This window comes from Cupriavidus sp. GW822-FHT02D05, assembly GCF_058802485.1.
Window position 1 is genome coordinate 33,790 of the sequence record NZ_JBXAOE010000023.1, and the last position, 26,316, is coordinate 60,105.

The 26,316-nt window shown below is 61.9% G+C and carries 24 protein-coding genes and 1 pseudogene; 8 read left to right on the forward strand and 17 right to left on the reverse strand.

The genetic code is table 11. The features are described from left to right. Positions 1–200 precede the first annotated feature (200 nt). Positions 201–371, forward strand: a complete 171-nt coding sequence (locus AC1RQK_RS27430; protein WP_492812317.1) for a hypothetical protein — start codon at positions 201–203, stop codon at positions 369–371. Between the two features lie 13 nt (positions 372–384). Here the strand turns inward: AC1RQK_RS27430 and AC1RQK_RS27435 are convergent, their stop codons facing one another. The 12 genes and pseudogenes from AC1RQK_RS27435 to AC1RQK_RS27490 all read right to left on the reverse strand — a co-directional run bounded on the left by AC1RQK_RS27435 (position 385) and on the right by AC1RQK_RS27490 (position 11,699). Then, positions 385–1,011: a 3-keto-alpha-glucoside-1,2-lyase-like domain-containing protein gene (locus tag AC1RQK_RS27435; RefSeq protein ID WP_492812319.1), complete on the reverse strand. Its 627-nt coding sequence runs from the start codon at positions 1,009–1,011 to the stop codon at positions 385–387. A 35-nt stretch (positions 1,012–1,046) separates the two neighbouring features. Further along, positions 1,047–1,505, reverse strand: a complete 459-nt coding sequence (locus tag AC1RQK_RS27440) for a chromate resistance protein ChrB domain-containing protein (RefSeq protein WP_492812321.1) — start codon at positions 1,503–1,505, stop codon at positions 1,047–1,049. Between the two features lie 10 nt (positions 1,506–1,515). Beyond that, complete coding sequence (gene chrE / locus AC1RQK_RS27445; RefSeq protein ID WP_492372302.1) at positions 1,516–1,842, reverse strand: rhodanese family chromate resistance protein ChrE; 327 nt, start codon at positions 1,840–1,842, stop codon at positions 1,516–1,518. A 15-nt stretch (positions 1,843–1,857) separates the two neighbouring features. After that, positions 1,858–2,121: pseudogene (locus tag AC1RQK_RS27450) on the reverse strand (Fe-Mn family superoxide dismutase); the annotation flags it as partial. A gap of 27 nt (positions 2,122–2,148) precedes the next feature. After that, positions 2,149–3,351 carry a chromate transporter gene (locus tag AC1RQK_RS27455; protein WP_492372301.1) on the reverse strand — a complete coding sequence of 401 codons (1,203 nt, stop codon included), beginning with the start codon at positions 3,349–3,351 and terminating at the stop codon, positions 2,149–2,151. Between the two features lie 30 nt (positions 3,352–3,381). Next, complete coding sequence (locus AC1RQK_RS27460) at positions 3,382–4,344, reverse strand: chromate resistance protein ChrB domain-containing protein (protein WP_492812324.1); 963 nt, start codon at positions 4,342–4,344, stop codon at positions 3,382–3,384. A 1,188-nt stretch (positions 4,345–5,532) separates the two neighbouring features. Further along, positions 5,533–5,841, reverse strand: coding sequence for a hypothetical protein (locus AC1RQK_RS27465; protein WP_492372299.1), 309 nt, complete (start codon positions 5,839–5,841; stop codon positions 5,533–5,535). A gap of 122 nt (positions 5,842–5,963) precedes the next feature. Next, positions 5,964–6,629, reverse strand: coding sequence for a GntR family transcriptional regulator (locus AC1RQK_RS27470; RefSeq protein ID WP_492812326.1), 666 nt, complete (start codon positions 6,627–6,629; stop codon positions 5,964–5,966). 239 nt (positions 6,630–6,868) lie between these two features. Continuing rightward, positions 6,869–7,882, reverse strand: coding sequence for a zinc-binding dehydrogenase (locus AC1RQK_RS27475; RefSeq protein WP_492812328.1), 1,014 nt, complete (start codon positions 7,880–7,882; stop codon positions 6,869–6,871). Positions 7,883–7,892: 10 nt separating this feature from the next. Beyond that, the gene (locus AC1RQK_RS27480) at positions 7,893–8,852 is read right to left on the reverse strand and encodes a TIGR03571 family LLM class oxidoreductase (protein WP_492812330.1); all 960 of its coding nucleotides are present in this window, start codon (positions 8,850–8,852) and stop codon (positions 7,893–7,895) included. A 21-nt stretch (positions 8,853–8,873) separates the two neighbouring features. Beyond that, positions 8,874–10,004: an alkene reductase gene (locus tag AC1RQK_RS27485; RefSeq protein WP_492812332.1), complete on the reverse strand. Its 1,131-nt coding sequence runs from the start codon at positions 10,002–10,004 to the stop codon at positions 8,874–8,876. Between the two features lie 774 nt (positions 10,005–10,778). Continuing rightward, positions 10,779–11,699 (reverse strand): LysR family transcriptional regulator, encoded by a 921-nt coding sequence (locus tag AC1RQK_RS27490; protein WP_492812334.1) that lies wholly within the window; start codon positions 11,697–11,699, stop codon positions 10,779–10,781. 206 nt (positions 11,700–11,905) lie between these two features. Between AC1RQK_RS27490 and AC1RQK_RS27495 the strand changes: the two genes are divergently transcribed. Beyond that, positions 11,906–12,331, forward strand: coding sequence for a DoxX family protein (locus AC1RQK_RS27495; RefSeq protein WP_492372293.1), 426 nt, complete (start codon positions 11,906–11,908; stop codon positions 12,329–12,331). A gap of 91 nt (positions 12,332–12,422) precedes the next feature. Further along, positions 12,423–13,769 carry an MFS transporter gene (locus AC1RQK_RS27500; protein WP_492812336.1) on the forward strand — a complete coding sequence of 449 codons (1,347 nt, stop codon included), beginning with the start codon at positions 12,423–12,425 and terminating at the stop codon, positions 13,767–13,769. Here the strand turns inward: AC1RQK_RS27500 and AC1RQK_RS27505 are convergent. Beyond that, positions 13,747–14,172 (reverse strand): CzcE family metal-binding protein, encoded by a 426-nt coding sequence (locus AC1RQK_RS27505; protein ID WP_492812338.1) that lies wholly within the window; start codon positions 14,170–14,172, stop codon positions 13,747–13,749. The two genes, AC1RQK_RS27500 and AC1RQK_RS27505, sit on opposite strands and share 23 nt — an antisense overlap. A 175-nt stretch (positions 14,173–14,347) precedes the next feature. Here AC1RQK_RS27505 and AC1RQK_RS27510 point away from each other — a divergent pair, with 175 nt between their 5' ends. After that, positions 14,348–15,034 (forward strand): heavy metal response regulator transcription factor, encoded by a 687-nt coding sequence (locus AC1RQK_RS27510; protein WP_492372290.1) that lies wholly within the window; start codon positions 14,348–14,350, stop codon positions 15,032–15,034. Further along, entirely contained in the window at positions 15,031–16,464 is a 1,434-nt protein-coding gene (locus tag AC1RQK_RS27515; protein WP_492812340.1) for a heavy metal sensor histidine kinase, read from the forward strand. Before AC1RQK_RS27510 ends, AC1RQK_RS27515 begins: the two co-directional genes overlap by 4 nt. Before the next feature lie 354 nt (positions 16,465–16,818). Here AC1RQK_RS27515 and AC1RQK_RS27520 read toward each other — a convergent pair whose 3' ends face one another. The 3 genes from AC1RQK_RS27520 to AC1RQK_RS27530 all read right to left on the reverse strand — a co-directional run bounded on the left by AC1RQK_RS27520 (position 16,819) and on the right by AC1RQK_RS27530 (position 22,639). Further along, entirely contained in the window at positions 16,819–18,267 is a 1,449-nt protein-coding gene (locus AC1RQK_RS27520) for an efflux transporter outer membrane subunit (protein WP_492812342.1), read from the reverse strand. 69 nt (positions 18,268–18,336) lie between these two features. Further along, the gene (locus AC1RQK_RS27525; RefSeq protein ID WP_492812344.1) at positions 18,337–21,447 is read right to left on the reverse strand and encodes an efflux RND transporter permease subunit; all 3,111 of its coding nucleotides are present in this window, start codon (positions 21,445–21,447) and stop codon (positions 18,337–18,339) included. Between the two features lies 1 nt (position 21,448). Beyond that, complete coding sequence (locus AC1RQK_RS27530) at positions 21,449–22,639, reverse strand: efflux RND transporter periplasmic adaptor subunit (RefSeq protein WP_492812346.1); 1,191 nt, start codon at positions 22,637–22,639, stop codon at positions 21,449–21,451. Between the two features lie 610 nt (positions 22,640–23,249). Here AC1RQK_RS27530 and AC1RQK_RS27535 point away from each other — a divergent pair. Continuing rightward, positions 23,250–23,675, forward strand: a complete 426-nt coding sequence (locus AC1RQK_RS27535; RefSeq protein WP_492812442.1) for a hypothetical protein — start codon at positions 23,250–23,252, stop codon at positions 23,673–23,675. 24 nt (positions 23,676–23,699) lie between these two features. On the opposite strand, the gene dhaL is transcribed toward AC1RQK_RS27535, so the two are convergent. Continuing rightward, positions 23,700–25,412 carry a dihydroxyacetone kinase subunit DhaL gene (gene dhaL, locus AC1RQK_RS27540; protein ID WP_492376280.1) on the reverse strand — a complete coding sequence of 571 codons (1,713 nt, stop codon included), beginning with the start codon at positions 25,410–25,412 and terminating at the stop codon, positions 23,700–23,702. A 227-nt stretch (positions 25,413–25,639) separates the two neighbouring features. Between dhaL and AC1RQK_RS27545 the strand changes: the two genes are divergently transcribed. After that, positions 25,640–25,954 (forward strand): ArsR/SmtB family transcription factor, encoded by a 315-nt coding sequence (locus AC1RQK_RS27545; protein WP_183035720.1) that lies wholly within the window; start codon positions 25,640–25,642, stop codon positions 25,952–25,954. Next, positions 25,951–26,310: an SRPBCC family protein gene (locus AC1RQK_RS27550; RefSeq protein ID WP_492376281.1), complete on the forward strand. Its 360-nt coding sequence runs from the start codon at positions 25,951–25,953 to the stop codon at positions 26,308–26,310. Before AC1RQK_RS27545 ends, AC1RQK_RS27550 begins: the two co-directional genes overlap by 4 nt. The last annotated feature ends 6 nt before the right edge of the window (positions 26,311–26,316 follow it).

The following is a 26,316-nucleotide window of genomic DNA, read 5'->3' on the forward strand; positions in this document are numbered from 1 at the left end:
TCTGTGTGATGTGTCATAGCCGGCCGTACTGAAGTGGATCCGGTCAATTCAGGTGGGTTCTCGAGCAATAAATTGCATGAGGGTCTCCCGATCGGCAGCTTGAGCCGTTCTCCTGTGGCCAACTCGCGTCAATTATCTTCGTCATTATCATCGTCGGCACGGGCGGCGAACTGTTTGCCGTCTTCGCCAATGAGAACGGTTTGATTCTCGCTGCCGGTGCCGAGCGTAATCTCATAGCGGATCTTGCCGTTTGCTGTCTGCTTCTCGATCTCGCCGACCGTACGGCCCTGCGCTTGCTTCTCGATTGCCGCTTTGACCGGAGCAGGTACTTGCGCAATATCAATGGGCTGGTGACTGCGCTCACCGAATAGCTCTTCCTTGTTGTCACTTCGTGCTGGCGTTTCCGAATGAGACGGTGTCGAACAAGGTCACGCTATCCGCCTTGGTCCATACGCCGACCCGGCCGGCGCCGCCGATGTGATCGTCCGCGACATCGATATAGCGCTTGCCGTCCAGCGCCACCTGGATGCGGTTGCCCACGAAGTCCACGTGCAGCGTATGCCAGACCCGGGCGGCGACAGGGGCTTCCTGGTACTGGATCGTGTGTCGGCGGCCCCCCGTCGTGTAGTACAGCGAGACGTTGTTTTCCAGTGCGTTTGCCCGCGCGACATAGTAGTTATCGCCGTCCTTCCAACGCCAGACAACGCCGCCAGCTTGATCTTCGCGGCCTGAAACGGGCTTGAACTTCGCCTCCACGAAGCCATCGGCGATAGAGACGTCTTGCTTCACGCACCAGGGGAAATCTCCGGAGCCCGATTGCTTGAGCACGTTGGCGCCGTCCTGCGCGGTCGGGTCTGTCTCGACGGTCCATTTGGGCTTGCCGCGGCCGGTGACACCCGCCACCCATCCCGCCGGCAATGCACCTTGTTGGTCCTGGTTGAACATAAGCGTCTCTCCAGTTGCCGGCATGGCTGTCAGAAGCATCGATACCATGAGCAGGATCGGTTTCACGGAGCACCTCCTGGGCGATGCGGTAACGGAACGATTTACGCCGGCATCTTCGGCGGCCATTGATGCGTTTCCGCCTGGCAATGCTGGCACCAGGCATACAAGGCGTCATACATCACCATGCCGTGCCGGAGCATCTCGTGATCGTCGACGAATACTTGCGAGAGACCCAGCGAGATAGCGTAGAGCCCTGCGGATTGCGGGGTCAGGTCCAGCTTTGACGTGTCCGCGCCCCGCACAATGCCAGCGAGTTGTTGCAAGGCAGGATCGTTCAGATGGTACTTATCCAGGAACGCGTCGAAGCTGCACAGTTCGCCGACATGCGATAGCTCGACGCCGGGGATGTCGTAGGGAACGGCACCCGTCTCGCCAGCGACTTTCACGACGTCGCCGGTGGGCGCGTACAAAAATTCTGGTCCCTTGTCGATAAAGCGGGCGATCAGCCAAGGACAGGCAATCCGGTCAATCTTCGGACGTTCGCGGGTAATCCATTTCATGGCTGACTCCTTACGGTTTGCCGATCGTGGGGTGATTGCCGGCGGCCCACTCCTCGATGCCGCCGGTGAGATACGCTGCTTGGAAGCCTGTGTCTTCTAGCCGGGCGGCACTGTCCTGGCTGACTTGATGACCGTGTACGCAATAGACGATCACCGGTCGGCCGGTGTCGAGCGCGGAGATCCAGCCGTCAATGTTGTCGGGATCGCGCCAGGAGGCGCCTGCGATCATTTGCGCGCTGGCATCAAAGGCCGGCTTGCGTCTGACGTCGACAATCTGAGGTGGGGCAGGACCTTGGATAGCTTCGGCAAGTTCGCGGGGAGAAATGGCTGTGGGCATGATCTGGTATTCGAATTATTTTTGGGCCACGGCGAAGCGCTCGGCTGCCTGGGCCCAATGGATGTTCTGCACGAAGGCATCCGCATAAGCCGCAGCTTTTGCGCCGAAGTCCCTGTGGTAAGAATGCTCATACATGTCAAGCGCCAGGATCGGGGTAGCCCCGGCGAGGGTATGTGCGTGATCTGGCGCCCACTGGTTGACGAGCCGCTTGTCGCGCGGCGAGTAGTTCAGCAGCACCCATCCCGAGCCGCCGCCTAGCGCTTTGCCCATTGCGGTGAATCATGATGGATTCCTTGTTCGTGCGGCTCATGCGTGGAGGAGTGGGTAGGCGACCAGGCCGATTAGTGCAGCGCCGACGACGATGACTGGTTCAGGCAGCTTCTTGAATTTCCAAAGCAACGCGACGGTAACAAGCGCAAGCAAGACCGTGGGCAGATCGATAATTGAGCGTTTGGCCAGGACGATCACGGCGCCCGTGATGGCCCCAACAGCTGCCGCCGTCACGCCATCGACGAAGGCGATGATGCCGGGGCGCTTCCCGTACTTCTTGAAGTAGGGTGCCGGGATCACGGTGAACAGGTAGCAAGGCAGGAAGGTGCCCAGCGCGGCCACGGACGCCCCTGGCAGGCCGGCAACCAGATAGCCGATGAACCCGACCGTGATCACCACGGGGCCCGGCGTGATCATGGCCACTGCCACTGCGTCGACGAACTGCTTGTCGTTCAACCAATGGTGCTCGGTCACTACGCCGCCGTACAGGAACGGCACGATGGCAAGTCCGGACCCGAAGACGAAGGCGCCGGCCTTGGCGAAGAACACGCCGATTTGCGTCAGCAGCGGCCAGTCCACGGTGCTGACGATCCCGCCCACCGAGGGCATTTGCGTCGCCGCGAAGGCATTGAGGCCGCCTTGTCGCAGCCACTTCGGTGGCGCGCGCCAAAACCACACCACGATGCCGGCCGCCAGGAACAGCCAGGCGATCTCGGATTCGGTCACCACGGTCACTGTTGCCAACACCAGGTAGATCACCCACAGCAGCTTGTCCTTGCCCACGCTCTTGTTCGTGAGCTTGTAGGCGCTGATGGCAATGATCCCGATGACCGCGGCACCGACCCCATAGAACACCGACTGCATCCAGGTTAGCCCGCCAAATCGCACGTAGGCCCAACCCAGCGCCACCACCATCAGGAACGACGGGATGACGAACGCAATGCCGACCAAGGTCGCTCCGACGAGGCGATAGTGCACATAGCCGAAATAGATGGCGAGCTGCGCGGCCAGCGGACCGGGAGCCAACTGCGCCAGCGCTAGGCCTTCCTTGTAGTCGGCATCGTTGATCCACTTGCGCGTATCCACCAGGTCCCGGTGCATGTAACCTGCGAGGGCCACGGGGCCGCCGAAGCCCAGCGTACCCAGGCGCAACATATAGAGCACAAGTTGCCAGAGCGTATAGCTCGGCCGTTCGGCCGCCGGGGCCTGCGGAATTTCGGTTTGCTGCAGGTTGCTCATTGATCCTCCTTGAGATGGGTTCGGTGACGGCTAGCGTTTCCGGTTATTCAAAAAGTGGGCATGCAGGGAATCCAGCACCAAGCCGATTTCGGCCAGCAGCGCATCGTCGTCGGCTAGCCGCTCGCGGGCGCCGGCCAGAATCGCCTCGAACCCGCTCGCTTCGGGGACGGTCGGGCCGCCGACATCCAACGCGTGGACCATTCCCGCCAGACGCTGCAATCCAGGGTTCGCGTCAAGGCCAAAGCTCGCTAGCAGCACTTCGAAGGACACCTTCTCGCCGACGTGGGTGAAGGTCGCCCCGTCGTAGTCAAAGCCCAACGCGTCTGCGGGGCAATCGCTGGGGCTTTCGAGCCACAGGAATCGGGCGTGGGGGTCAATAAAGCGCTGGATCAGCCAGGCGCAAGTCACCCGGTCGACCCAAAGATGGCGGCGGGTGGCCCATAGCCGTCCCTGATACTGCGCGGGGTCGCGCCGGGCGATTGCCCCGGAAGCGGGATGCGGTTCTCCCGGCGACAGGATCGTTTCAACGGCGCCCGTGAAATCTCGCCACTGCGCTTCAGCACGCAAGGACGCCTCGTTGGGAAAGAAGTCGACCTTGCGGATCGCTTCAAAAATGCGTCCAAGCCGTCGCAACAAGCGGTTGAGTTCGGCCTCACTTAGTCCGGAAAGGGTCTGGCGGGCTTCCGAGACAGATGCAAGGAGTTCGGCGTATTCGCTCGCTCGGTCGAACAGTGCGCGATATGCGGCAGCGTCGTCATCCTGATGGGGATGCACCGTCAACAGCCAGGCTTGGCCGTCCTGCTGCTGCGTCTCGTCGGCCAGCTCGCGGAACTGTTCCACCTGTTCGGCGCGGGCAGGCAGCAGATAGGCTCCGTCGCGCAAGGCGGCTCCGCCTAACGCCTTGAGGGTGCGCCAAATCCGCATGCGTGCAGTCGCGCCCGATGTGGGAAGGCTGACAATCAGCAGGATCCAGGAGTCTTGGGGTGTGGTCATGGAAGGCAGCATAGGGAGACATCGCACAGGTTTCAATGATGTAGAGATCATTACAAAAGTTCGTGCGATTATGGGATTTCGTCCCAATTGCGATCTCGCGTAGCTAGATCTAGTAAATGCTGCATCACAGCATTTCCACTAAAGGCGGACACCCGGCGTACGACAAGTGCACTGAAGGGCGAGTGTTTGCACCACGCGATTGGACGGCCAGCCGACGGCATTCCGCATGAACACGCACCTCGGACCGCACCGCGCGAGGTCGGGGTTCGGTTGCGGTACAGACAGCCGCCAACAAGAAGTGCAACCGCGCCATGCCACTTGACCAGGCACGGGCCACCATGGCAGCTGGAGTTCAGAGTTAAGCGAGCAAAGATTCCGTTGAGTGAGCGAAACCCGTCCTTGGTGAGGGTTCTTTTGCGCCCCCATTCATGCCGATAACTATTCTTGAACTAAACCGCTGACGCGGTAGGGTTGGCCAGCCTTAGCGGAGCGCCGCCGGTCGGGTTACGTGGTCATTGCCGGCACTGCCAGATCGTCTCGCAACGGGCCAGCAGAAAGCTCGGAGAGTCGCTGCTCGGCGTGATGCTGGACGATGGCCAAGGTTTCGATACGGAGAGGTTCGGAACGACGGATACATCCGAATCCCCTATCGGGCGTGGCTCATAGCTCCGAAACCCTGTCCATTTCGCCGGTTGGAAAGATGGGGGACGATGTGCTCATCAGTCGATCTTACTTACTTGGCTCGGTACCGAATACCGGGGATGCTGCGTGGGATCTGCAGCGGCCCCGTGGACATTTAGCAGGCTAGGTCGCTGTCGAGCCAGATGGCTCTAATCGACCCCGAAGAACCGTCCAGCCTCCGGCAGCAGGAGTGGCGGCTATCAGAGTGAGGATTCAACCGGTCGTTCGGGTCTGGTTCATCGCGAAGACCGCTTCCGAAGTGCAGCCGCCATTGCGGCTCTTTATTTTCGGCTCGGCGCGGTAGAACAGGTCCAGAAGCGATCGGGGTGAGTCGGTGAATGCTCAGGCAGCCATTGCGACTGCCTTAGTCGTTCGGCTAGTGGTCTGGCCCGTTCGGCATGCGGGACTGCGGCAACACACGGCGCGGGAAACGCACCCGATACCCACAGAGCGGCGCGTGGTCAGGCAAGAGTCAGGGCCGTACCACTTGTGCCACCCCGCGTCGTCTCAGTTCGAAGCGATCCCGGCCTGTCGGACCACCTCGCGCCAGCGTGGGACCTCCTGGCGGATCGCCGCAGTCATCGCTTCCGGGGTGCCAGGCTCGATCTCCTTACCTACCTGCTCGTAGCTGCTGCGAATGTCGGCGGACTCCATGACCGCGGCCAGTTCCTTGTTCAGCCGGTTGACAATGGGCGTGGGCAAGTCCCGCGGCGCCACCACGCCGATCCAGACCGCGTCAAAGCCCTGCCAGCCGAGATGGCGGTGCGTCGGTATAAGCCGGCCTGGATTCGAGGACTTCCTGGAAACCAAAGTCATAAACGGAGCTTGACGCGGTAATCCGTGGAGTCTCGACATCTGCGGAAGAGGCAATTCCGGGCGTACTCGCGTGACGCCCGGCTCTCGACGCGAGGCCCGTTAGGCGTCGCGTTTTACGGCGGTCAGGCAGTTTCTTCTTCTTCCCGTGCGGCCATCCAATTCAGCAAAACGGTCCTGCCCCACTGAATGTCGTCGCGTATAGCGCCCGATGCCATCTTCGCGTCGTGCTTCGTCAGTCCTTCTAGCACACGGTAGTGCGGATGCTCGTCCAGGCTTTCCCGGCTGGCTTGCAGTTCAGTGTGAAAGACGTGTAGCAGGGGGCCCATGCGTACCCACATGCTCTCGACGACCGAAAACAGGTTCGGCAGATGCGAGGCCGCCAGCAGTTCGAAATGGAATTTGCGGTTCTGGCTTGCTGCTTCGCGCGGGCTGGTTGCCACCGCCTTGATGAACGCTTCATGCGTCTTGCGTAGCCGGGCGATTTCCTGCGGCGTCACCCGAAGTGCGGCCGCTTCCGCGGCAGCGCCTTCGAGGAGGGTGCGCATCAACTGGATCTCGGACACCGTATCCGCATCGAGTTCGGGCACCGTGATTGATATTGCCGCTGTCATCGTCAGGGCTTGTTCGCTGACGAGCCGGAAGATTGCCTCACGCACTGGCGTGCTGCTCGTTCCCAGCGATTGGGCCAGTTCCGCCACGCGCAATCGTTCGCCCGGAACGTACTTGCCACTCATCAGTGCGGAGCGGATCTGGTCATAGACGCGTGAAGACAGATTGCTCTTCTCCACGCGCGCTAGTTCTCTCGTGACGTCTTGCCTCGATAGGGGATGTTTAAGGACACATCATATGTCATACGCAATGCCCATCTACACGTCATCCCGGAATCTATCCCATACGGCCGGCTGGCCAGGAAGGCAATTGCCGGTTCCAGGCCGAGTGGCTTACTGGTGGCAACGAGACTCCAACACACCGCAGCCGTGCCCACCTCGGGGGTGGGCACGGCCTCGGCGACGCTACGGAGCGGCGGTCAGAGCCGGATCAGCTGCTTGCCTTGGGCATCCCCTGCCTTGAGGGCAGCCAGTGCCGCGGGCAGCGCAGCGAAATCGTACATGGTGGTCTCCGGCAACTGCAGATTGCCGCCGCGAAGCTGCTCGAACAGCCTGAGGCCGGCGCCCCGCCACTCTTGCCAGTCCTGTGCGGCTGCGAAGGCATGGGCGCTGTTGAGCGCTACCTCATGAAGCGAGATCGCACTAGTGAAGGCGGGCAGTGGCGCCTGCTCCTGGCGGTCCTGGATGCAGACCAGATGCCCGTTGTAGCCGAGTCGAGCGGCCAGCGAGCGGGCATGGTCGCCGCTGACCGTATCGAATGCGGCGTACAGCCTGCGCGTGCCGAGCACGGCCTGTAGCCGGTCGAGCCAGCCCAGCTCGCGGTAGTCAAAGGCGCCGGCCACGCCAAGGGCAATGAGCCGGGCGTGATGCCTCGTCGAGGCAGCGGCCCAGACCCGCCAGCCGCGCGCGAGCGCCAACTGGACGAGGATCAAGCCAACGCTGCCGCCCGCGCCGCTCACCAGCACGTCGCGCGCCGGCGCGTCGGGCACTTTTTGCAGCGCTTGCCAGGCGGTCAGCCCAGGACAGGGCAGGCTAGCGGCGAGTTCGTCGCTCACGTTTTCGGGCACCGGCAACAGGCATTCGGCGCGCAGGCAGGTGTATTCGGCAAAGCTGCCGTCGCGCGCCAGGTCCTGGTGGTAGGCAAAGCGGGCTCCGACAGGCAGCCGCACGCCGTCTCCCAGCGCTGCGATGCTGCCGAGGCCGTCGACGCCGGGTACGTGGCCTGGGCGCCACGCTGCGTGGCCCCATTCGATCATCTTCCAGTCCACCGGATTCAGGGCGATGATGCGGTTTGCCAGCAGTACTTCGCCAGCCCCGGGCAACTGCATCGCCTTGCGCTGCAGCTTCAAGGCCGAGGGCTCGCCTGTCTCGGACCAGGTCCAGGCAAGGTATTCGCGCGGGGAGGACTGGCGATCGTCGGTAGGTTGATGCATCTGGGGTTCCTCAGGCGGTTTCTGGCTGAGCATTGGCGATGCGCGCGTCGTCGTGAAAGTGCGGCAGTACGTGCGCCGCGATTTCCTCCATGACTTCCTGCACCGGCCGGTGGCTGCGGCGGAAGTGCAGGCCGATATGTCCGGCGCCGGCTTCGCGCATGGCATGGAGCTCGGCAATCAGGCCGTTGCGGCCAACTGCCGCGCCAAAGCGCTGGCGTTGCAGCGGCGCGTTCGCATGGTCCAGCAAGTCAAGATGGAGAAAGCTGATGTAAGGCTTCGCGCCGGCCACGCTGCGCCAGAGCACGCTGCGGCGCGTGTGGTCTTCCGGCGTGCCGGGATAGGCAAGCCACCCGTCCATATGCTCACCTACCCAAGAGGGGGTCTGCTGGGCCAGTCCTGCTACCAACAGGGGCAATGGCTTATGAAGGAGCGGCAATACCTTGACGCCAGCGGGCAACTCGGCCGCGCCCACGTCGCGCAACAGTGCTACCTGGTTGCGGAAGGCCTCGCCGCGGTGTTCGAAGTCGCGGCCGAAGACCGGGTATTCGATGGGGCGATCGCCGCTGGCCACCCCGAGCAGTAGCCTGCCGTTGCTGAGATGATTTACTGTGGCGGAGGATTTCAGTGTCAGCACCGGTTCGCGCAGCGGCAGCACCACCGCGGCCGTGCCGAGCAGGATGCGCTCGGTCACGCCCGCCAGGTAGCCCAGGTAGCTGAAGGTTTCGAAGACCTGCGCGGCGTCCCCGAACTGCGGGTCATAGAGCGGTACGTCCCGCACCCACAGCGCGCGAAAACCGAGTTGATCTGCCAACCTGGCCAACTCGCCGTGCCGGGCCAGGTCCGGCTCTCCGGGCAGGCGGCCGGCCTGGCGGCGCGCAATGTCGCCGGCAGGCGACCAGTCATTGTCCAGCGGCAATTCGACGCCGACGCTGAAGCCTCCGGCGGTCAGTTTTTCCAATGCGGATGGCATGGCGATTCCTTGTGTGCCGGTCTATGCGGCGGCCTTGGTTTCGAGCGAGGCGGCGGTGTAGCGGGGGTAGTCTGTATAGCCGGCAGCAGCACCCCCGAAATACTTGGAGCGGTCGCCCACACTGAGCGGCAGCTTGTGCTGCAGGCGGTAGGGCAGATCCGGGTTGGCAACAAACGCGCGGCCGAAGCCGATCAGGTCCGCCCAGCCATTGGTCAGCGCTTGCTCGGCACGCGCCAGGGTGTAGTTGCCGGAATAGATCAGCGTGCCCGGATAGATGGCGCGCAACGCTTCCTTGAACGCCGCCGGCATCACCGGGGCATCTTCCCAGTCCGCCTCGGCGATATGAATATAGCCAACACCGATCTGCCCGAGCGCATGCGCAGCGGCAAGGTAGGTGGCTTCCGGCGTGTCGTCGACCGCGCCTTGCAGGGTGGTCAACGGCGCCAGCCGCACACCGATGCGTTCCTTTCCAACCACGTCGGTCACGGCCTGGGCCACTTCCTTGAGGAAGCGCAGCCGATTGGACAGCGAACCGCCATATTCGTCATCACGGGCATTGGCTTGCGAATCGATAAACTGGTTGATCAGGTAACCATTGGCGCCATGTAGTTCAACGCCGTCGAAGCCAGCCTCCAGCGCGTTTCGCGCGGCGCTGGCATAGTCCGCGACGATGCCCCGGATTTCGTCGACGGCAAGCGCACGCGGCGTGGAATGCTGGATCATCTCGCCGACGCCGGCTTGCGGGCCGCGTCCCTCTGGATCGACGAATACCTTGACGCCATCCGCGACCAGCGCCGATGACGAAACCGGCGCGGCATTGTCCGGCTGCAGTGACGTGTGCGAAACCCGGCCCACATGCCAGAGCTGCGCGAACATTCTGCCGCCGGCGGCATGCACCGTGTCGGTGACCTTGCGCCAGCCGCGCACCTGCTCCGTGCTGTAGATGCCGGGGGTCCAGGCATAGCCCTGGCCTTGCCTGCTGATCTGCGTGCCTTCGGAAATGATCAAGCCTGCGCTAGCGCGCTGGCTGTAGTACTCGGCCATGAGGTCGGTGGCGATGTCGCCGACGCCAGCCCGCGAGCGGGTCATAGGAGGCATGACGATGCGGTTGGGCATCTCGATGTTGCCGAGGCGGTAGGGAGTGAAAAGCATGGTTCTCTCGCACGTAGGAAGGGTTAGGTTGAAAGCCGCCACGAGGAGCCGGCCAGCATGAAGACCCTTGGGGTTGCTCCGGCCGCGTTGCCGGCAAGATGTGGCGATTATCGGGAGAACCCGGGTTCCGAAAAAACCCCGCCGCGGGCAAATGATTCTTGCGCCCAGGTCAAGGATATGTCGATGTGCGCCCTGCGCTGGAGAACAACGGAGCGCGGGAGAACGGCTAGGAAACTGGCGGCTTTGGATGCGCCTCCGCGGCAAGGGCCGCCGGGCATTGTTGCCTCGGATTTGGGATCAACTCTATCGAAATGTCCGTTTCACCGAGGAGGTAAAACGGTGGATCGCTTTCGACACGATGCGGACCATGAACATCATGGGCATGTATCGCTGGGTATCGAATCACCGTCGGGGAGAGTGGTAAGGCCGCGTCGACCACGGCACGTTTAGGGGCTGAGGCGCTGGTTCCTGGGCGTGTTGGCGATCGCGCCGGCGCTAGCCGCAGTGACCACGAGGACCGATCGCGAGCCGCTGGTGCGGTGCTAATCTGCCCGGTGAATAGATCGTTCGCTCATCGGCCAAAGTCGCCACTTCCAACCGGTAGCGTCCAGGACGACCCTCCAAATCACCCGGCCCCTAGGCGACCTTGCGGCAATTGCTGTCGCCACACGTCTTCCCTATTGTGGGGATGCCATCCGGAAGACTTCCGGCTCGGCGCGATGTACTATCAGTTCAAGGCAACGTGCCTCAGCCCTCACGAGGGTGGTGAGATCCCTAGCCACGATTCCGCTCATCAACTGCCTCAAGCAAGAAATCCAGGAACGTGCGCACCTTTGCCGACAGATTTCGGCTGCTGGGATAGACGGCCGAAACTGCCTGGGACGGTGGACGTACGTCCGCCAGTACCTCGACCAGGCGACCACTACGAAGATCATCATCAACCGTGAAATCGAGCAATTGCGCGATACCGGCATCGCTGAGTACGGCAGCCAGCGTGCCCAGCGGGTGATCAAAGGTCATGCTCGAGCGAATGGCGACTTCGCTTTTGGAATTCCCCTCTGCAGAAAAAGTCCAAGGCAGGACGCGTCCGCTATCGGGCATAAGCAACCCCAGGCAATTATGCTGGCGCAAATCATCGGGGCTGCGGGGGACATCATGCTGGCGCAGGTACGCTGGCGTGGCAACGACACGAAACTGTGCCTCATGCAAGCGGCGCACAACTAGCCGTGAGTCTGCTATCTGCCCCAGCCGGATAGCCATATCAAAGTCCTGTTTCACAAAATTAGCCAACGAATTGCTAAGAGAGACTTCGATCCTCACTTGCCCCATGTAGCGCTCGACGTACCGCGGGATCAGTGGGATGACGCGCTTGATGCCGTAACTGTAAGGCAGGCTTATGCGCAGCACTCCGCGAGGCCTGCTATGGCAGGTAAGCGCCTGCTCTACCTCTTGGATGCTTTCCAGCGCCTGGTGGCAGGTCTTGTAGTAAGCAAGTCCGTCGTCCGTCAGGCGGATGGCGCGGGTTGTGCGCTGAAACAGCTTGAGCCCCAACCTGTTCTCCAAGCGCCGCACAGCCTTACTAATCGCGGACGGTGTGGTCCCCAGGGAGGCCGCCGCCGCGGTGAAACTCTGCGCTTTCGCCGCGGCGCAGAACAGTTCCACTGTATTCAGTCTGCTTGTGCCCAGATCTTTCATGACGTGTGTCCCCGAAAGGAAGTATCGCGGCATCATCCCTTGCCGCGCGGAGCTTGGCCAACGTGATATGGCCGACTCGCAATGCTGCATGTTCAAGAATTTGTGCCGCCGTGGCACAAATGAAATGCCGCCAGATGACTTCTTGTTAGTAGGGACTACTCGTAGAGTATGAAGTCATCAGGATCGTAACTATATGGAGTCTAGGGATGAACAGAATCCAATTTTTTCCTGCGTCACCGAGACTGCACTTGGGCGTAATCGTAGGGCGCGCACTGCTGGGCGCGCTGTTTGTCGTATCTGGCTTGTTGAAAATCGGACATTTTGCCAGCGTTTCGGCAATGCTCACAACCTTAGGGCTGCCATTCGTGCAGTGCGTCACCGTCCTTGTCATCATCGTCGAAGTTGGTGTAGGGCTGGCATTGGCGCTAGGTTGGAAAACGCGGTTGGCCGCTGCGGTACTGGCGCTGTTTGTGGTTCCGGCCACGCTTACCTTCCATAGCTTCTGGCTCGCTGACTCTGCCAACTACAGTAACCAGCTGAATCATTTCCTCAAGAATAGCGCCCTGTTCGGCGCATTGCTGATGCTCGCATGCACCGATGCAATCCCACGCCTCAGCCGGGCTGCCGACTAGGCAAAGTCGAGAGTCCGTGGCGAACCTTCGGTCAGGATCTGAGTCGGGTTGCCATCAATATCCAACAATGCCCCAACAGGAGGCACCTGCGATGTTTAAACCGCAGCCCACTATAGACGTTTCAGCGGTCGTGGACACAAGCCGCCTCAGCACCTTTCAGATCTGGATCCTGGTGCTGACTGGCCTGACAGTCATCATCGATGGGTTCGACGTGCAATCCATGGGCTTCGTCGCGCCCGCCATCATCCAGGCCTGGGGTGTGGACAAGGCTGCGCTCGGCCCGGTATTCGGCGCCGGCTTGCTGGGCATGCTTCTGGGTTCGCTGGCCTTCAGTGTCGTTGCCGACAAGGTGGGGCGCCGCCCGGTCTTGATCTGGGCTACGCTTGCCTTTGCGCTGTGCATGCTCGCCACTTCTCAGGCGACCACCATTACGCAACTGCTGGGGCTGAGGTTTGCTACGGGCGTGGGCCTGGGCGCCATCATGCCCAACGCCATGGCGCTGGCGAGCGAGTTCAGCCCCAAGCGCAAGCGCGTGACGCTGATGATGCTGGTGTCTTGCGGTTTCACTGTCGGTGCGGTGCTGGGTGGTCTGATCTCGGCCGTGCTCATTCCGGCCTGGGGCTGGCAGTCCGTTTTCATCGTGGGTGGCATGGTGCCGATGGTGCTTGCGATCTTGATGTTTCTGCAGATGCCTGAGTCCATGCAGTTCTTGGTGGTGCGCAGCGTGCGGCTCGATCGGGTAGCGGCGTGCCTGCGCCGCATCGACCCGTCCCTGGCGGTCACGCCGGATACGCGCTTGGTCGTGCACGACGCTCGCCAGGGTGGCGTACCCGTGCTGGAGCTGTTTCGCGGCGGCCGCGCCAGGACGACCTTGCTCCTTTGGGCAGTCAATTTCATGAACCTGCTCAATCTATACTTTCTCTCCAACTGGCTACCCACGATCGTCAAGAGCGCCGGGCTCCCGACTTCGACGGCGGTGCTGGTAGGCACGACGCTGCAGATAGGTGGGGTGGTCGGAACGCTAGCGATGGGGCCGGCGATTGACCGCATCGGCTTCTTCAAAGTACTCGTGCCGGCCTTCCTGTTGGCAGCGGTCACAATTGCAACTATCGGTCAGTCTGGTCTACCGCCGGCATTGCTGTTTCTCGTTGTCGGCATCACTGGGATCTGCATCATTGGCGGTCAGCCTGCGGTAAATGCCCTGGCTGCCACTTACTATCCGACCTCGTTGCGTTCCACTGGCGTGGGCTGGAGCCTGGGAGTGGGACGAGTTGGCTCCATTGTGGGGCCGGTGGTCGGAGGCGAACTGATCCGGCTGAACTGGTCTAATGCCGACCTATTCCTCGCTGTGGCTGTGCCGGCCGTGATCTCCGCGCTGATGCTGTTGCTGATGGCGAGGCGTCCCCACTTGGCGATCAACGCAAGCGCGGCGCAATGACGGCGTTGTGTAGGCAGCCCGTGCAGTCTTCCAACGAGCGATTGCCGTACGGTCGCGCACCTGCTATTGATGCTCGGCTCATGCTGCTGTCCGGGCCAACTCCCGGCTGGCGTTCTTTGACGGCCCCTCCAGCGAATCCGGCACCTGCGATCCGCGACAGAGGGAAACCATCTACCCCGGAGGTGTCAAAAAGCCAGGTGAATGACTGCTCGCTGCTGACCAGAGTGACGGTTTCGCCGAGTGCGACAATGATACAGGGAGGGTTGGCATCCAGGCGGACGAAGCGGTCAGCCGATTCGCTGGAAGCAGCTCCTCCTGGGGGATTGAGTGGATCAGCCCAAACCGGGAAGAGGAGATATAGCCGAAGGGGAAATGCGAAAGCCAGGGCGGCGATCTTCGACATGAGGAACTCCAGTGGAATCGCTACTTGAGCAGAAATGGTGCGGTGTATCGAGAACCATAGATCACTGGACTCAACGCCACGCTGTCGCCAGCCTTACGGAATTGTCATTCAGCATGCATATGATTTCGGTTAAAAATGACGTCCGGAACTGGGTTTCCTGCTCAAGGGACATCAAATGAAAATTCTGATCGTCGAAGACGAGGCCAAGACAGCAGACTACTTGCGCATAGGTTTGACCGAGAGCGGATGTGTGGTCGATGTGGCAAGCAATGGCATCGATGGGAGACATCTGGCTGTACAGAACGACTACGACGCGATTGTGCTTGATGTCATGCTGCCCGGTATCGATGGATTTGCCGTACTGGAAGCGCTCAGGGCCAGCCGACAGACACCTGTGATCATGCTGACCGCCCGTGACAGGATCGAAGACCGCGTGAAAGGTCTGCAGGCGGGCGCTGATGACTACTTAATCAAACCCTTCTCATTCCTCGAACTGCAGGCACGATTGCATGTGTTGATCCGACGCGGAAAGCCGCAGGAAATGGTGCATCTTCAAATTGCCGACCTCCACGTGGATATGTTGGCACGCAAGGCTTATCGCGGCAATGTGAGGCTGGAGCTGACCGCCAAGGAGTTCAATCTGTTGACCACGCTGGCGAGGCGTAAGGGAAAAATACTGTCAAAGACGGAGCTGGCGGAACTCGTGTGGGATATGAACTTCGACAGCAACACCAACGTGGTCGAAGTTGCGATCAAGCGGCTGCGGGACAAGATCGATGGGCCGTATGATAACAAGCTGCTACACACCATTCGTGGTATGGGCTACGTTCTAGAGTCCCGGATCAATGATGTGACGCAATGATACGCTCGATTGCATTCCGGCTCTCGTTACTATTCGGGCTGGTCGGCCTTTTAGTGTTCGCGCTTTCAGGCATCGCACTATATCAAGGACTCCGTCATACGCTCGATCAGCAATTGGACAACGACCTGCGCGCGAAACTGGAGGTGGTCCAGAACCTCGTGGAGAAGGTGCCGTCGGTCGAGCGGTGGGGTGAGTTACGCGACGCATTGACCATGTTGACCACCACGGACGGAAACACTCGCTTCTGGATCTCCTGTATGGATCCCTCCCTGAATTACGGAAAGAATTTTCCGTCCGCGCTTCATCCGCCAGGGGACAGCCGCATCAAGCAATTGGTGCTCGATGATCCGCAGCACCCGCTGAGAACCCTAGGGAAAATGCTAAAACCTCTGGCGGACCATCCGGAGATCCATCTTGTTGTAGGAGTAAGCACAACGCAGATCGCGGAAACGATGCGAGCTTTCGCAGTCGGACTGACCATAATCTGCTTGTGTGGCATCGTACTCGTCAGCGGACTCGGCTACTGGGTGGCACGCGTTGGACTGCATCCGGTAGCGCAACTATCCGCTTGCGCGCAGTCACTCAGCCCGAGCAATCGGGCTCAACGTCTGCACCTTGTTCCGGCAGTTAGTGAGCTGACCCCTTTGGTATCATCGTTCAATGGCGCGCTAGACCGGCTTGAATCTGCCTATGCGCAGCTAGAAGGCTTCAGCGCCGACGTAGCGCATGAACTGCGAACGCCGATAGGAAATATGCTTGGAGCCACGCAGGTGATGCTCACTCGCGAACGCAGCGCGGCGGATCTGCGCAATGTATTGCAGTCAAATCTCGAGGAGCTCGAACGTCTCGGAGCCATCGTCAATGACATGCTATTTTTGGCCCGAGCCGACCAGGGAGAGGCTGCACAAACATTGAGGCAGACCAGGCTCTCCGACGAAGTGAAGAAAACGGTTGAATTCCTGGCGCCATTGATTGACGAAAGGGCTCTGACGGTCCAAACAGAGGGAGACGCAGAAACACTTGTGGACCGGGCGTTGTTCCGGCGAGCGATAACCAACTTGCTGCACAATGCCATACAGTACTCGTCCCCTAGTTCGAATGTGCGCGTAACAATGCGGGTGTGCCACGAAGGCGCTGAAGTTGCGGTGTCAAATGTTGGCGCCCAAATTGCATTGGAACACCTGAATCGTTTGTTCGACCGTTTCTATCGCATTGATTCATCACGCGCGCGAGGCTCGGACAGCCACGGCCTCGGCCTGGCGATCGTGAAGGCCATAGCACGCATGCATGGTGGCACCGTTTTCGCTAGCAGTAGCGAAGGCATAAACACCTTCGGTATGAGAATTCAAGGCAGTATGTTCGAGGGCCTTCAGAATCGCCAACGCCCCCGACCTGTCGGCGATGTCCGCAGGAGTCAGGTTCACCATTAGCAGCCGGCCATTCCTGCCCGCGGCAATATGCCACCTGCGCTAGACCAGCATCTTTCCCGCTTCCGGGTCGCACTCTTTCGTCAATGGCGCTTTCACGGATCGGCTATCCTGTTCCATATCCGAACCTGTGTACAGGTCTACGGCGAATTATCAAACGGGCCCTGATGTGCGCGCGGCGGCAGCAGTGGAGATACGCGACCCATGCAGCTTGGCGATGCGAACGCGATGGCGTCCCTGTCTGTCAGTTGTCGCAAGCATTGTCCTGCAAGGCGAGGTCGCCTTCCCTGCATACCAGTCCGCGCGGTAACGGGTGCGCGTTGGCAGGATCGTGCAGTACCGGCCCGGAAGCCGGTGTCATGGCAGTGTCGCACTTGCCACCGGACCACTCTCCCTGAGCCCTCCTCCTAGGGCGCGATACAGGTCGATGGCATTGGCTAGGCGAAGCTGGCGCGCCTGTATTAGCGCCTGCTCCGCGGCAAGGAGCTGGCGCTGCGCATCCAGCGATTCCATTTGACCGCCCACGCCATTGCGCCATCGCTGGCTGACAAGCCGGTACCGCGCAGCCTCGGCGTCACGCACCTGCACCTGGCCCGCCACCGTCTCCTGCAAGGTGGCGAGCGCCGATAGCGCATCGGCCACTTCGCGGAACGCCACTTGGATGGTGCGCTCATAGTTGGTGGCCTGAATGCGCAGGCGAACCTCGGCCAGATTGAGATTCGCACGGTTGCGGCCTAAATCGAAGACCGGCAGCACGAGTTGCGGCGCGAATGACCAGGTAGCGGTGTCGGACCCGAAGAGGCTGGCGAGGGTAGGGCTGATGCTGCCCGCCGTCGTGGTCAGCGTGATGCGCGGGAAAAATGCCGCGCGCGCCGCCCCTATAACGGCATTGGCGGACTGCAACTGTTGTTCGGCCTGGCGGATGTCGGGTCGCCGAACCAGCAGGTCCGATGGCAATCCGGCCGGAATGTCGGCGATCACGCTGCTTTCCGACAGCGCGAGCGGCGCGGGTAGCCCTCCCAGTGCGGCCAACGGGGTTCCGATCAGCACTTCCAGCGCATTCTGCGCCTGCGCGCGAAGGCGGCCCAGCTCGGCCACGGCCACACGGGCCTGGGCGACCAGGGATTCGTTATCCTGCAGGTCCAGCGCCGCAGCCATGCCGGCGTCGTATCGCTGCCGGGTGAGCGCATAGGCGCGGTTGCGCGCGTCGAGCGTGGAGCGTGCGATGGCATACTGCTCGGCGTACGAGCGCTCCGCGAGATAGGCCTTGGCTACTTCCGCCACAAGAGAAAGCTGCGCGGCGCGACGTGCTTCTTCGGTGGAAAGGTACTGCGCGAGTGCCGCATCGGATAGGTTTCGCACACGGCCGAAGAAATCCAGTTCGTAAGCGATGACAGCACCACCGGCTTGGTAGGACTGTCGGATCTCGCCTTGACTATTGAGCGATTGCGCGGTGGATGTCCGCTGGCGCGTGAAACCCGCCGTCGCATCGAGCCGCGGCAGCAAGTCGGCGCGCTGCACGCGATAGAGGGCGCGCGCTTCGTCAATCCGGAGCGCGGCCACGCGGAGATCGCGATTGTTCTCCAGCGCGGCGGCAATCACGCCTTGTAAGCGCAGGTCGCGGAAGAATTCGCGCCAGCCGATGTCGCCGGCGCTGCGCGATGTGGCCGGGGCTGGCTTGGCAAAGCCTTCAGGCGCGTCAGGGTAGGTGGGGGCCACTGGCGATGCAGGGCGTTCATAGGGGGGCGCGAGCGTGCAGCCGGTTATAAGGAAGCCGGCCAGCAGCGCGGCCAGTCTCGGGATCATTTCAGGGCTCGGACGTGCGGTGGGCGCTGCCGCAGTTCGGCGGGGTCGTCGGGTCTGCATGGCGTCACCCTATTCCGCGGCAGCCGCCGGCTGCTGCAATTGCACGGGTCTCCTGCGGTAACGCGAGAGCCTGTCAAGTCCCAGGTAGACCACTGGAGTGGTGAAGAGCGTGAGCATCTGGCTCAACAGCAAGCCGCCGACCACGGCCACGCCGAGGGGCTGCCGTAGCTCCGCGCCGGTACCGAAGCCGAGCATCAGCGGTACGGCGCCTAGCAGAGCTGCCAGCGTGGTCATCATGATAGGACGGAAGCGCGTGAGCGCGGCCTCATAGATGGCCTGTCCAGGACTGATGTCGCGCGCGCGCCGCGCCTCGAGCGCGAAATCAATTAATAGGATGCCGTTCTTCTTGACGATGCCGATCAGCAGGATTACGCCGATCAGCGCCATGATCGAGAAGTCAAAGCCGCCGAGCCACAGGAAGGCGAGAGCGCCAATGGCGGCCGACGGCAACGTGGACAGGATGGTGAGCGGATGGACCAGGCTCTCGTACAGCACACCGAGGATGATGTATACAGCGAGCAGCGCAGCCAGGATCAGGCTCGGCTGACCAGCCAGCGCCTCCTGGAATGCCTGGGCCGAGCCGAGGAATGTGCCTTGGATGGAGGCGGGCATGCCGATGCGTCGGCGTATCTCATCGATCCGCGCCACGGCGTCGCCGAGCGGCGCGCGCGCAGCCAGGTTGAACGATATGTTGACGGCGGGCAACAAGCCGTGGTGCAGGATCGAAACCGGCCCGGCACCTGGCGCAGCGATGGTGACGATGGCCGAGAGCGGCACCATGTCACCGGAAATCGGCGAGCGCAGCCGGAGCGATTGAAGCGTCTCGATACTGCCTCGACCGTCGCCGTCCACTTCCAGCACCACCTTGTACTGGTTGGTATCGGTCTGGAATTCATTGATCTGGCGCTGGCCGAAGGCGTTATATAGCGCGTCGTCTACATCGCCTGCGGTGAGACCCAGACGGGCGGCAGCTGCGCGGTCAATTTGCAGGCGAATGACGTTGGCGCCGAGCTGCAGATCGCTGGACAAGTCACGGTAGAGCGGCTCCTTTTGTAGTTCAGCGGCCAGGCGCTGCGACCAAGTGTACAGATTGCCCGTGTCGTTCGCCTTCAGCACATATTGATATTGGGCGCGCGGCTGGCCCGCGCCGATGTTGATGTCCTGCGCCGCGCGCAGATAAAGCTGGATGCCGGGTATTGCCGCCAGCTTGGGGCGCAGCCGGTCGATTAGGGCACTGGCTGAAACGTCGCGCTCAGAGCGGTCCTTGAGCACTATCCAGAAGCGCCCGTTGGCCAGTGTCTGACTGCCACCGGTCATACCAACTGACTGGGTGATCGTGAGCACGGCAGGATCGGCGCGGATGATGTCAGTCAGCGCCCGGTGCTTCTCGAGCATGGCCGTGTATGGGACATCGGCGGCCGCCTGGGAGGTGCCTACGATAAAAGCTGTGTCCTGCAGAGGAAAGAAGCCCTTTGGCATCAGCATGAAGCCGGCTGCACTGAGGCATACAGTGATGCCGAACACGCTTAGCATAAGGCCCTGTCGGCGCAGGCACCAGCGCAGTCCAGCGGCGTATTGCTGCACGAGCCATGCGGACAGCCGGGATTGCTTGAGATCAACGCCATGCGCACCCCGGCGCATGGCCACGGCAGCGAGCGATGGCGCCAGCGTCAGAGAAATGACCACCGAGATCAGGATGGCCACGGCAGAGGTCAGCGCGAACTCGCGGAACAGCCTGCCGACCACGCCAGACATGAATAGGAGCGGGATGAACACGGCCACCAGCGACAGGCCGATTGATAAAACGGTCGAACCGACCTCTTCCACGCCGCGCAGCGCAGCTTGTCGCATGCTCAGCCCGGTTTCCTGATAGCGATGAATGTTCTCGATCACGACGATGGCGTCATCGACGATGAAGCCAACCGCCACCACCACAGCGACGAGCGTCAGGTTGTTCAGGCTGAAACCCATCAGGTACATGGCCGCGAAGGTGGCCGCCAGGGACACTACTAGCACCGCCGCGACGACCAGTGTGGCAGACCACTGGCGTAGGAACAGCGCCATCACGCCGATCACCAACGCGATGGTTATCACTAGCGTCAACTCGACCTCGTGCAGGGAGGCGCGAATCGTGCGGGTGCGGTCGTTGGTGATCTCTACCTGAATGGCTGCGGGCAGCGCTTCGCGCAGGGCAGGAAGCGCGCGTGCGATGCGGTCATATGTCCCGACGATGTTGGCGCCGGGCTGGCGCATGATCGACAGGGCGACACCTGGCCGGCCGTTAGGAAATGCGTTCACATAGGCATCCTCTGGGCCCAGCGCGACCTGTGCCACATCCTTCAGGAATACCGGGCTGCCCCCCCGCCAGGCAACCACGAGGTCGCCGTAGGCGCCTGGCTCGAGCAACTGGCCGTTGGTGTCGAGCGTGCTCACGCGCGTGTCGCCATATAGCGCGCCTTTCGGCGCATTGCGGCTGGCGGCGCGAATGGCGGTGCGGATGTCCGCCAGCGTCAGGCCCACGCCCGCGAGCGCCACGGGCGACGCCTGCACGCGAATGGCCGGTCTGCGCAGGCCGGTGGTAGTGATCAGGCCCACGCCGGGCAATTGGCCGATCTCGCGCACCAGAACACGCTCTGCATAGTCGCTGACCTCGGTCAGCGAGAGCGAATCGGAATGCACGCCAATGATCGCGACTGGGCTGTCGGCTGGGTTGACCTTGCGCCAGGTCGGCATGGACGGCATGTCAGGCGGCAACCTGCTGCTGGCCCGGTTGATCGCCGCCTGTACCTCCTGCACGGCGCTGTCGAGCCGTGTATCCAGCGTGAACTGGAGGACGATGCTAGCTGAGCCCAATGCGCTGGTTGACGTCATCTCCGCAATGCCCGGGATCGCACTAAACTGGACCTCAAGCGGTGTGGCGACTGACGACGCTATGGTGTCGGGACTTGCTCCAGGCAGTAGCGCGTTGACCTGGATGGTTGGCACTTCGGCCTCAGGAAGCGGTGCGACGGGCAACTGGAAGTAGCTGACTACGCCCAGCAGGACCAACGCCATGGCGAGCAGGACGGTGCCGATCGGGTGATCGACGAACCAGCGATAGAGGGGGGCTCGTTCTGTCACGTCAGATTCTCGCCTTCGTGGTGGCAGGCGGAACGGTCACGCGTACGCCAGGGCGCAGGCGCGACTGTCCGTCGGATATCAGCTGGTCGCCGGCGGTCACGCCATCGATCACGACTTGCTGCCTGTCCTGGTAGAGGACGTTGACCGGTATGATTTCCACTGTGCTGTCCGGCTTCAGGCGGAACACATAGGGTTTGTCCTGCTCGCCATAGCGGAGCACCGCAGGCGTGGAAACCAGCGCGTCGTGCAGCAGCCCTGTCTGTAGACGCACAGTGACAAACTGGCCGGGCCAGAGCTGACCAGCACTGTTATCGAACTCCGCCTTGACACGTACCGCGCCATTGCTTGTACCCACGCGGCTGTCGATCACCAGCAGTCGTCCCTGCGCCACGGACGTTCCAGCCTCGCGAGATATCGCTTGCACAGCGGCCGGCGTGCCGGCGCGAATCAGGCTCTGTAATACTGGCAGCGCCGACTGCGGCATGGCGAACTCCACCGTTATCGGTGCGATCTGCGTCACTGTAAACAGCCCCTCGGTGTCATTCATACGGACCAGATTGCCTTCGTCGACATTGCGCAGACCGACCCGCCCAGAAATGGGCGAGCGTATCCGCGTATAAGACAGCCGCACTTCCTCGGCGGCGATCGCGGCGCGGTTGCCTTGCGCGGTCGCGCGTAGCTGTTCCACCAAGGCTACTTGCCGGTCGAGTGTCTGGCGCGGGATCGCGTTCTCGCCTATCAAGGTCTTGTAGCGCTTCAGATCCAGTTCGGCTATCCGCAGTTGAGCCAGGGTCAGCTCCAGCGTGGCGCGGGCCTGGTTGAGTGCCGCCTGGACGGGGCGGTCGTCCAGGGACGCTAGCAATTCTCCCTTCGTGACTTGCTGGCCTTCAACCACATAAAGGCGTGTGAGATGGCCATCGATCTGCGCCCGCACCACGACGTCGCGCAACGAACGCACTGTGCCGACGCTTTCCGCTTGGCGTGGCACATCCCGCGCCTCCACGCGTGAAAGCAGTACCGGAACGGGCGGGGGCGGCGCTGCGGGGGCGGGCGAATGGCTCGACTGGCTGCGCTGGAGCAGGCCCAGTGTGCCGAGCAGGATCAGTGCGAGGGCAGAACTGGCCAGAGCCGCGCGTCGCGAGCGGGTGGAGAGGGGCGGCAATTGCATTTCGGGTAGGCCATTGCGGGCCATGAATCATTGGCAAGGAATTTATAGCGGAAGATCGCTGGCGCCACGCTGACGCCACGCTGACAGTTGTGTTGGGCAGTACGCTCGCGCGCAATCGCGATGTCGCCGGCCGCGCATGAAATGGCATTCACCGGCCTGACAAATGTTGGCGTCAGGCTACCACGACCACGCGGCTCGCTATGACCGAAGACGGGGCGGCTTCCGTCATTCGTCAGGCTAGTTGTGAGTGGCCGGGGCTGTCCACCTGAAGCCGCTCCTGCTCGACCAAGGGATGAAGGCCGAGAACGTTGCCTGGGTAGCGGGCGTTGCGGGCGGCCTTGTCGGTGCCGTCGCCAGCATGATCGGCGGCTATGTCACCAAGCGGTATGGGGTACGCGCAACACGCTGGCATTATCGCCGGTCTGTTGGGGGTACTCATGCTCACCCTGCAATATCTCAGGGCCGCGCCGCTCGGCAGGCCAAATGTCGGGTCGCTCGGATAGCTCGTCGCCTCCGGCTCCATGGGCATCTTGACGTCAGCATAGGACTAGGCATGAAACATACCGATCAACGGAACATAGAACGAACTGGCGCCCCGGATGGGTGGGGAACCAGCGACCAATGATTGCTTGGGGTGAGCTTCATTCTGATCGCCTTGAACCTGCGAATCATCTTCGCCAGCGTTGGCCCCTTGCTCAAGCGCCTGGATATCGATCTAACCATCACGCTGCTCGTCACCACCTTGCCTGCTTTGCTGCTGGGACTGTTTTCCGTCATCGGCTTGAAGCTGCGACACCGGCTGGGCGAAGAGCGGGCGATGCTGGTGGCGCTGGTGTTCTTGAGTGCCGGATGCGCGCTGCAAATCGCCAGTGCTTGCCCCCCCAAGCTCATCTGGCCGGCTTCCGCGGCATCCTGCATGCCGACGCGTATGCGGGCTTCAACGCCACTTTTACGGATGGCAGCTACAACGCTCGGCCTGAGGCACTACCGAAATCCTAGCGCCCCGTCACCACAGGGATGCCGATTCGCTTACTGCCAAGGGGCAGTGACTGGCCCATAATTCATTCCATCTGCCGCAACGGCACTATGTTTCCAGGGCCGAGGCGATGGCTTTCGTCCATACGCCAATGGCAAAGGCGCCGGGGTCCACATGCCCGAGTGCTCGTTCTCCGATGTAGGACGAGCGGCCTTTCAGCGGCATCATGTTGCGCGTCGCTTCCGCGCCACCCAAGGCTGCATTCACTACCTGAGTTGCGGCATGCAATGCGCTCTGACCTGCCTCCTGCGAGCGCAACGCGAGGGCCGCAGGCAGCAGGGCATCGAGCATCGTTCTGTCACCGGCTCCAGCGCCGCCCAGCCTGACCATGCCGTCGCAGCCTGCTTGCAGCGCTTCGGCCCAGGCGGATATCGAGGTGAGGCTTGTGCTGGTCGAAAGGGCAGCGCCGGCACGCAGGACAAATACCGCGTACAACGGGCCGGAAGTTCCCCCCAGGACCCGACGCAGGATGCCCGATATCTGCTGCAGGGCAATGGCCGGCCGATCTAAAGCGAGGGTATCGAGTGCGTCGTCGATCGCGCGTGCGCCTCGGGCGAGACTGATGCCGATGTCGCCATCCCCGACAACAGAGTCCAGCTCGGTCAGGATCTCCTCGTTTCGCTGCAGGGCTTGTGTGACGGACTGCAGGACACGCCTGAACACCTGGGCGTTGGCCGCAGGCCACGCAGCACCCTGGGTTGCGCTTTGTTCCGCCGCCTTATCACAAGACTGCCTGGAAATTCCAACTGCGGGAACGGTCATGCCGTGCCAGGCGGTGGCGCCGGCGGGGGCATTGAGGCGCGCCAGAATCGCATCGTCGACCCGCATGAGGGAGATCGAACAGCCGGCCATTTCCAGCGCGGTAAGAAAGGTGCCGACCATCGCAGCTTCCACCTTGATACCGTGCGCAGAGCATCTCAGCAGGGCCTGGCGGGTGACAATGTCCAATTCTTGCGCTGGTGTGGCGCCGAGGTTATTGACCATCAGCGCGACACGATCGCCTGCTTTCAATCGGCCTTGCTCGATGATCCGTTCCAAGAGAACGTTGACCATGTCATCCGCCCGCTGGATAGGGCCACGACGCACGCCACTCTCGCCGTGAATGCCGAGCCCGTATTCGACTTCGTTGTCTTCAATCTTGAAGCCTGGCTTTCCGGCGGCAGGTACCGTACAGGCACTTAGCCCCAGCCCCATGCTGAACAAGCCAGCGGCTGCCTGTTGAGCCTCGGCCCTGACCTCCGCGAGCGATAGACCGGCATCGGCTGCAGCGCCCGCGACCTTATGAATGAACACCGTGCCGGCAATGCCGCGGCGGCCCACCAGGCCGCCGTTGTCGTTCAGGGCAACGTCATCGCCCACGACCAGGATCTCGACCTTCACGCCGAACGTTCTGGCAATCTCTGCGGCCAGCCCGAAGTTAAGGCGATCGCCTGTGTAGTTCTTCACGATCAAAAGCACGCCAGCCGGGCCGGCGACAGTCATGATGGCGTTGAGAACGGCGTCCACGCTGGGCGAGGTGAATACCGGCCCGGCAACGGCAGCCGTCAGCATGCCGCTGCCTACGTAACCCCCGTGGGCAGGTTCGTGGCCGGCGCCGCCGCCCGAAATGATGCTCACCTTGTTGGCGGCGGCGAGCGCCTGGAAGTCTTTGCGAACGACAGTGTTCTCGCCTGCCAGCAGCGTCAGCCTGTGGTCGGCCAGCACAACGCCCTCAAGCATTTCGTCGACCACTGAAAGCGGGTCATTGATCAGTTTCTTCATCGTGATGTTCCCTTTCGCCTGAATCTGTCGCCAGGAATGCTGGCTGGGGCACCGCCAAGGCATCCGTCCAGCGACGCAGCCAGCCACGGTGACAATTTCTTATAGTAAGCGGAATCAACTGGCCGAGGCTGAACGTGCAGCTAAGCGCGTCAGGGGTACCGGAGAAATACCGCGCATCAACCTTCGGCGTGCTTGTGATTCAGATAAGTATACGCTAATGTATTGTCATGATTGAAAACGACATCTTCAAGGCGCTGGCCGATCCGACCCGCCGCACGATCTTCGAGAAGCTGGCGGCTGGCAGCATGAACGCCAGTGCCTTGCGGCAAGGCATGGAGATCAGCCAGTCGGCCATGTCCCAGCACCTTTCGGTCCTGCGCAACGCCAGGCTGGTGCGTGAAGAGCGGCAAGGCCGTTTCGTGAATTACGAGGTCAACCCAGAGGGCCTGGCGCTCATCGCGGGCTGGCTGGCGAAGTATCGCGCCTACTGGCCTGCGCGCGTCGACACGTTGAAGGCTTTGCTGAAGGACATGGACCAATGAACGGCATGCAAACCGAAGGGCAGATGAGGGATCTGGTGCTCGAATACGAACTCGACGCGCCGCCCGAGAAGGTCTGGCGGGCAATCAGTATCCCCGCGTTTCGTGAGAAATGGCTGCCCCAGGGAGCATTGGCCGATGCCGAGCCGGTTTCTTCGACGCCAGATGAGGAAATTCGCTACAGGATGCGGGAGGAAGAGCCGCCTTTCCTCGAAAGCATCGTGACGCTGCAGCTCAGGCCCAATGCCGTTGGCGGCACCGTGCTTAGAATCATCCACATACTGAAAGACGCCCGACTAGAGCACCACGCGCGGACGGCTGCGAACGACCGCTGGCCCTACCTCATGCGCGCCGCCTGACGCCTC

Bases quoted from the DNA above. Each gene is read 5' to 3' on its own strand.
- AC1RQK_RS27465 (WP_492372299.1), bottom strand. From the start codon at position 5,841: ATGACTTTGGTTTCCAGGAAGTCCTCGAATCCAGGCCGGCTTATACCG.
- AC1RQK_RS27545 (WP_183035720.1), top strand. From the start codon at position 25,640: ATGATTGAAAACGACATCTTCAAGGCGCTGGCCGATCCGACCCGCCGC.
- dhaL (WP_492376280.1), bottom strand. From the start codon at position 25,412: ATGAAGAAACTGATCAATGACCCGCTTTCAGTGGTCGACGAAATGCTT.
- AC1RQK_RS27455 (WP_492372301.1), bottom strand. From the start codon at position 3,351: ATGAGCAACCTGCAGCAAACCGAAATTCCGCAGGCCCCGGCGGCCGAA.
- AC1RQK_RS27510 (WP_492372290.1), top strand. From the start codon at position 14,348: ATGAAAATTCTGATCGTCGAAGACGAGGCCAAGACAGCAGACTACTTG.
- AC1RQK_RS27485 (WP_492812332.1), bottom strand. From the start codon at position 10,004: ATGCTTTTCACTCCCTACCGCCTCGGCAACATCGAGATGCCCAACCGC.
- AC1RQK_RS27475 (WP_492812328.1), bottom strand. From the start codon at position 7,882: ATGCATCAACCTACCGACGATCGCCAGTCCTCCCCGCGCGAATACCTT.
- AC1RQK_RS27520 (WP_492812342.1), bottom strand. From the start codon at position 18,267: ATGATCCCGAGACTGGCCGCGCTGCTGGCCGGCTTCCTTATAACCGGC.
- AC1RQK_RS27515 (WP_492812340.1), top strand. From the start codon at position 15,031: ATGATACGCTCGATTGCATTCCGGCTCTCGTTACTATTCGGGCTGGTC.
- AC1RQK_RS27500 (WP_492812336.1), top strand. From the start codon at position 12,423: ATGTTTAAACCGCAGCCCACTATAGACGTTTCAGCGGTCGTGGACACA.
- AC1RQK_RS27480 (WP_492812330.1), bottom strand. From the start codon at position 8,852: ATGCCATCCGCATTGGAAAAACTGACCGCCGGAGGCTTCAGCGTCGGC.
- AC1RQK_RS27550 (WP_492376281.1), top strand. From the start codon at position 25,951: ATGAACGGCATGCAAACCGAAGGGCAGATGAGGGATCTGGTGCTCGAA.
- AC1RQK_RS27440 (WP_492812321.1), bottom strand. From the start codon at position 1,505: ATGAAATGGATTACCCGCGAACGTCCGAAGATTGACCGGATTGCCTGT.
- AC1RQK_RS27505 (WP_492812338.1), bottom strand. From the start codon at position 14,172: ATGTCGAAGATCGCCGCCCTGGCTTTCGCATTTCCCCTTCGGCTATAT.
- AC1RQK_RS27495 (WP_492372293.1), top strand. From the start codon at position 11,906: ATGAACAGAATCCAATTTTTTCCTGCGTCACCGAGACTGCACTTGGGC.
- AC1RQK_RS27460 (WP_492812324.1), bottom strand. From the start codon at position 4,344: ATGACCACACCCCAAGACTCCTGGATCCTGCTGATTGTCAGCCTTCCC.
- chrE (WP_492372302.1), bottom strand. From the start codon at position 1,842: ATGCCCACAGCCATTTCTCCCCGCGAACTTGCCGAAGCTATCCAAGGT.
- AC1RQK_RS27530 (WP_492812346.1), bottom strand. From the start codon at position 22,639: ATGGCCCGCAATGGCCTACCCGAAATGCAATTGCCGCCCCTCTCCACC.
- AC1RQK_RS27490 (WP_492812334.1), bottom strand. From the start codon at position 11,699: ATGAAAGATCTGGGCACAAGCAGACTGAATACAGTGGAACTGTTCTGC.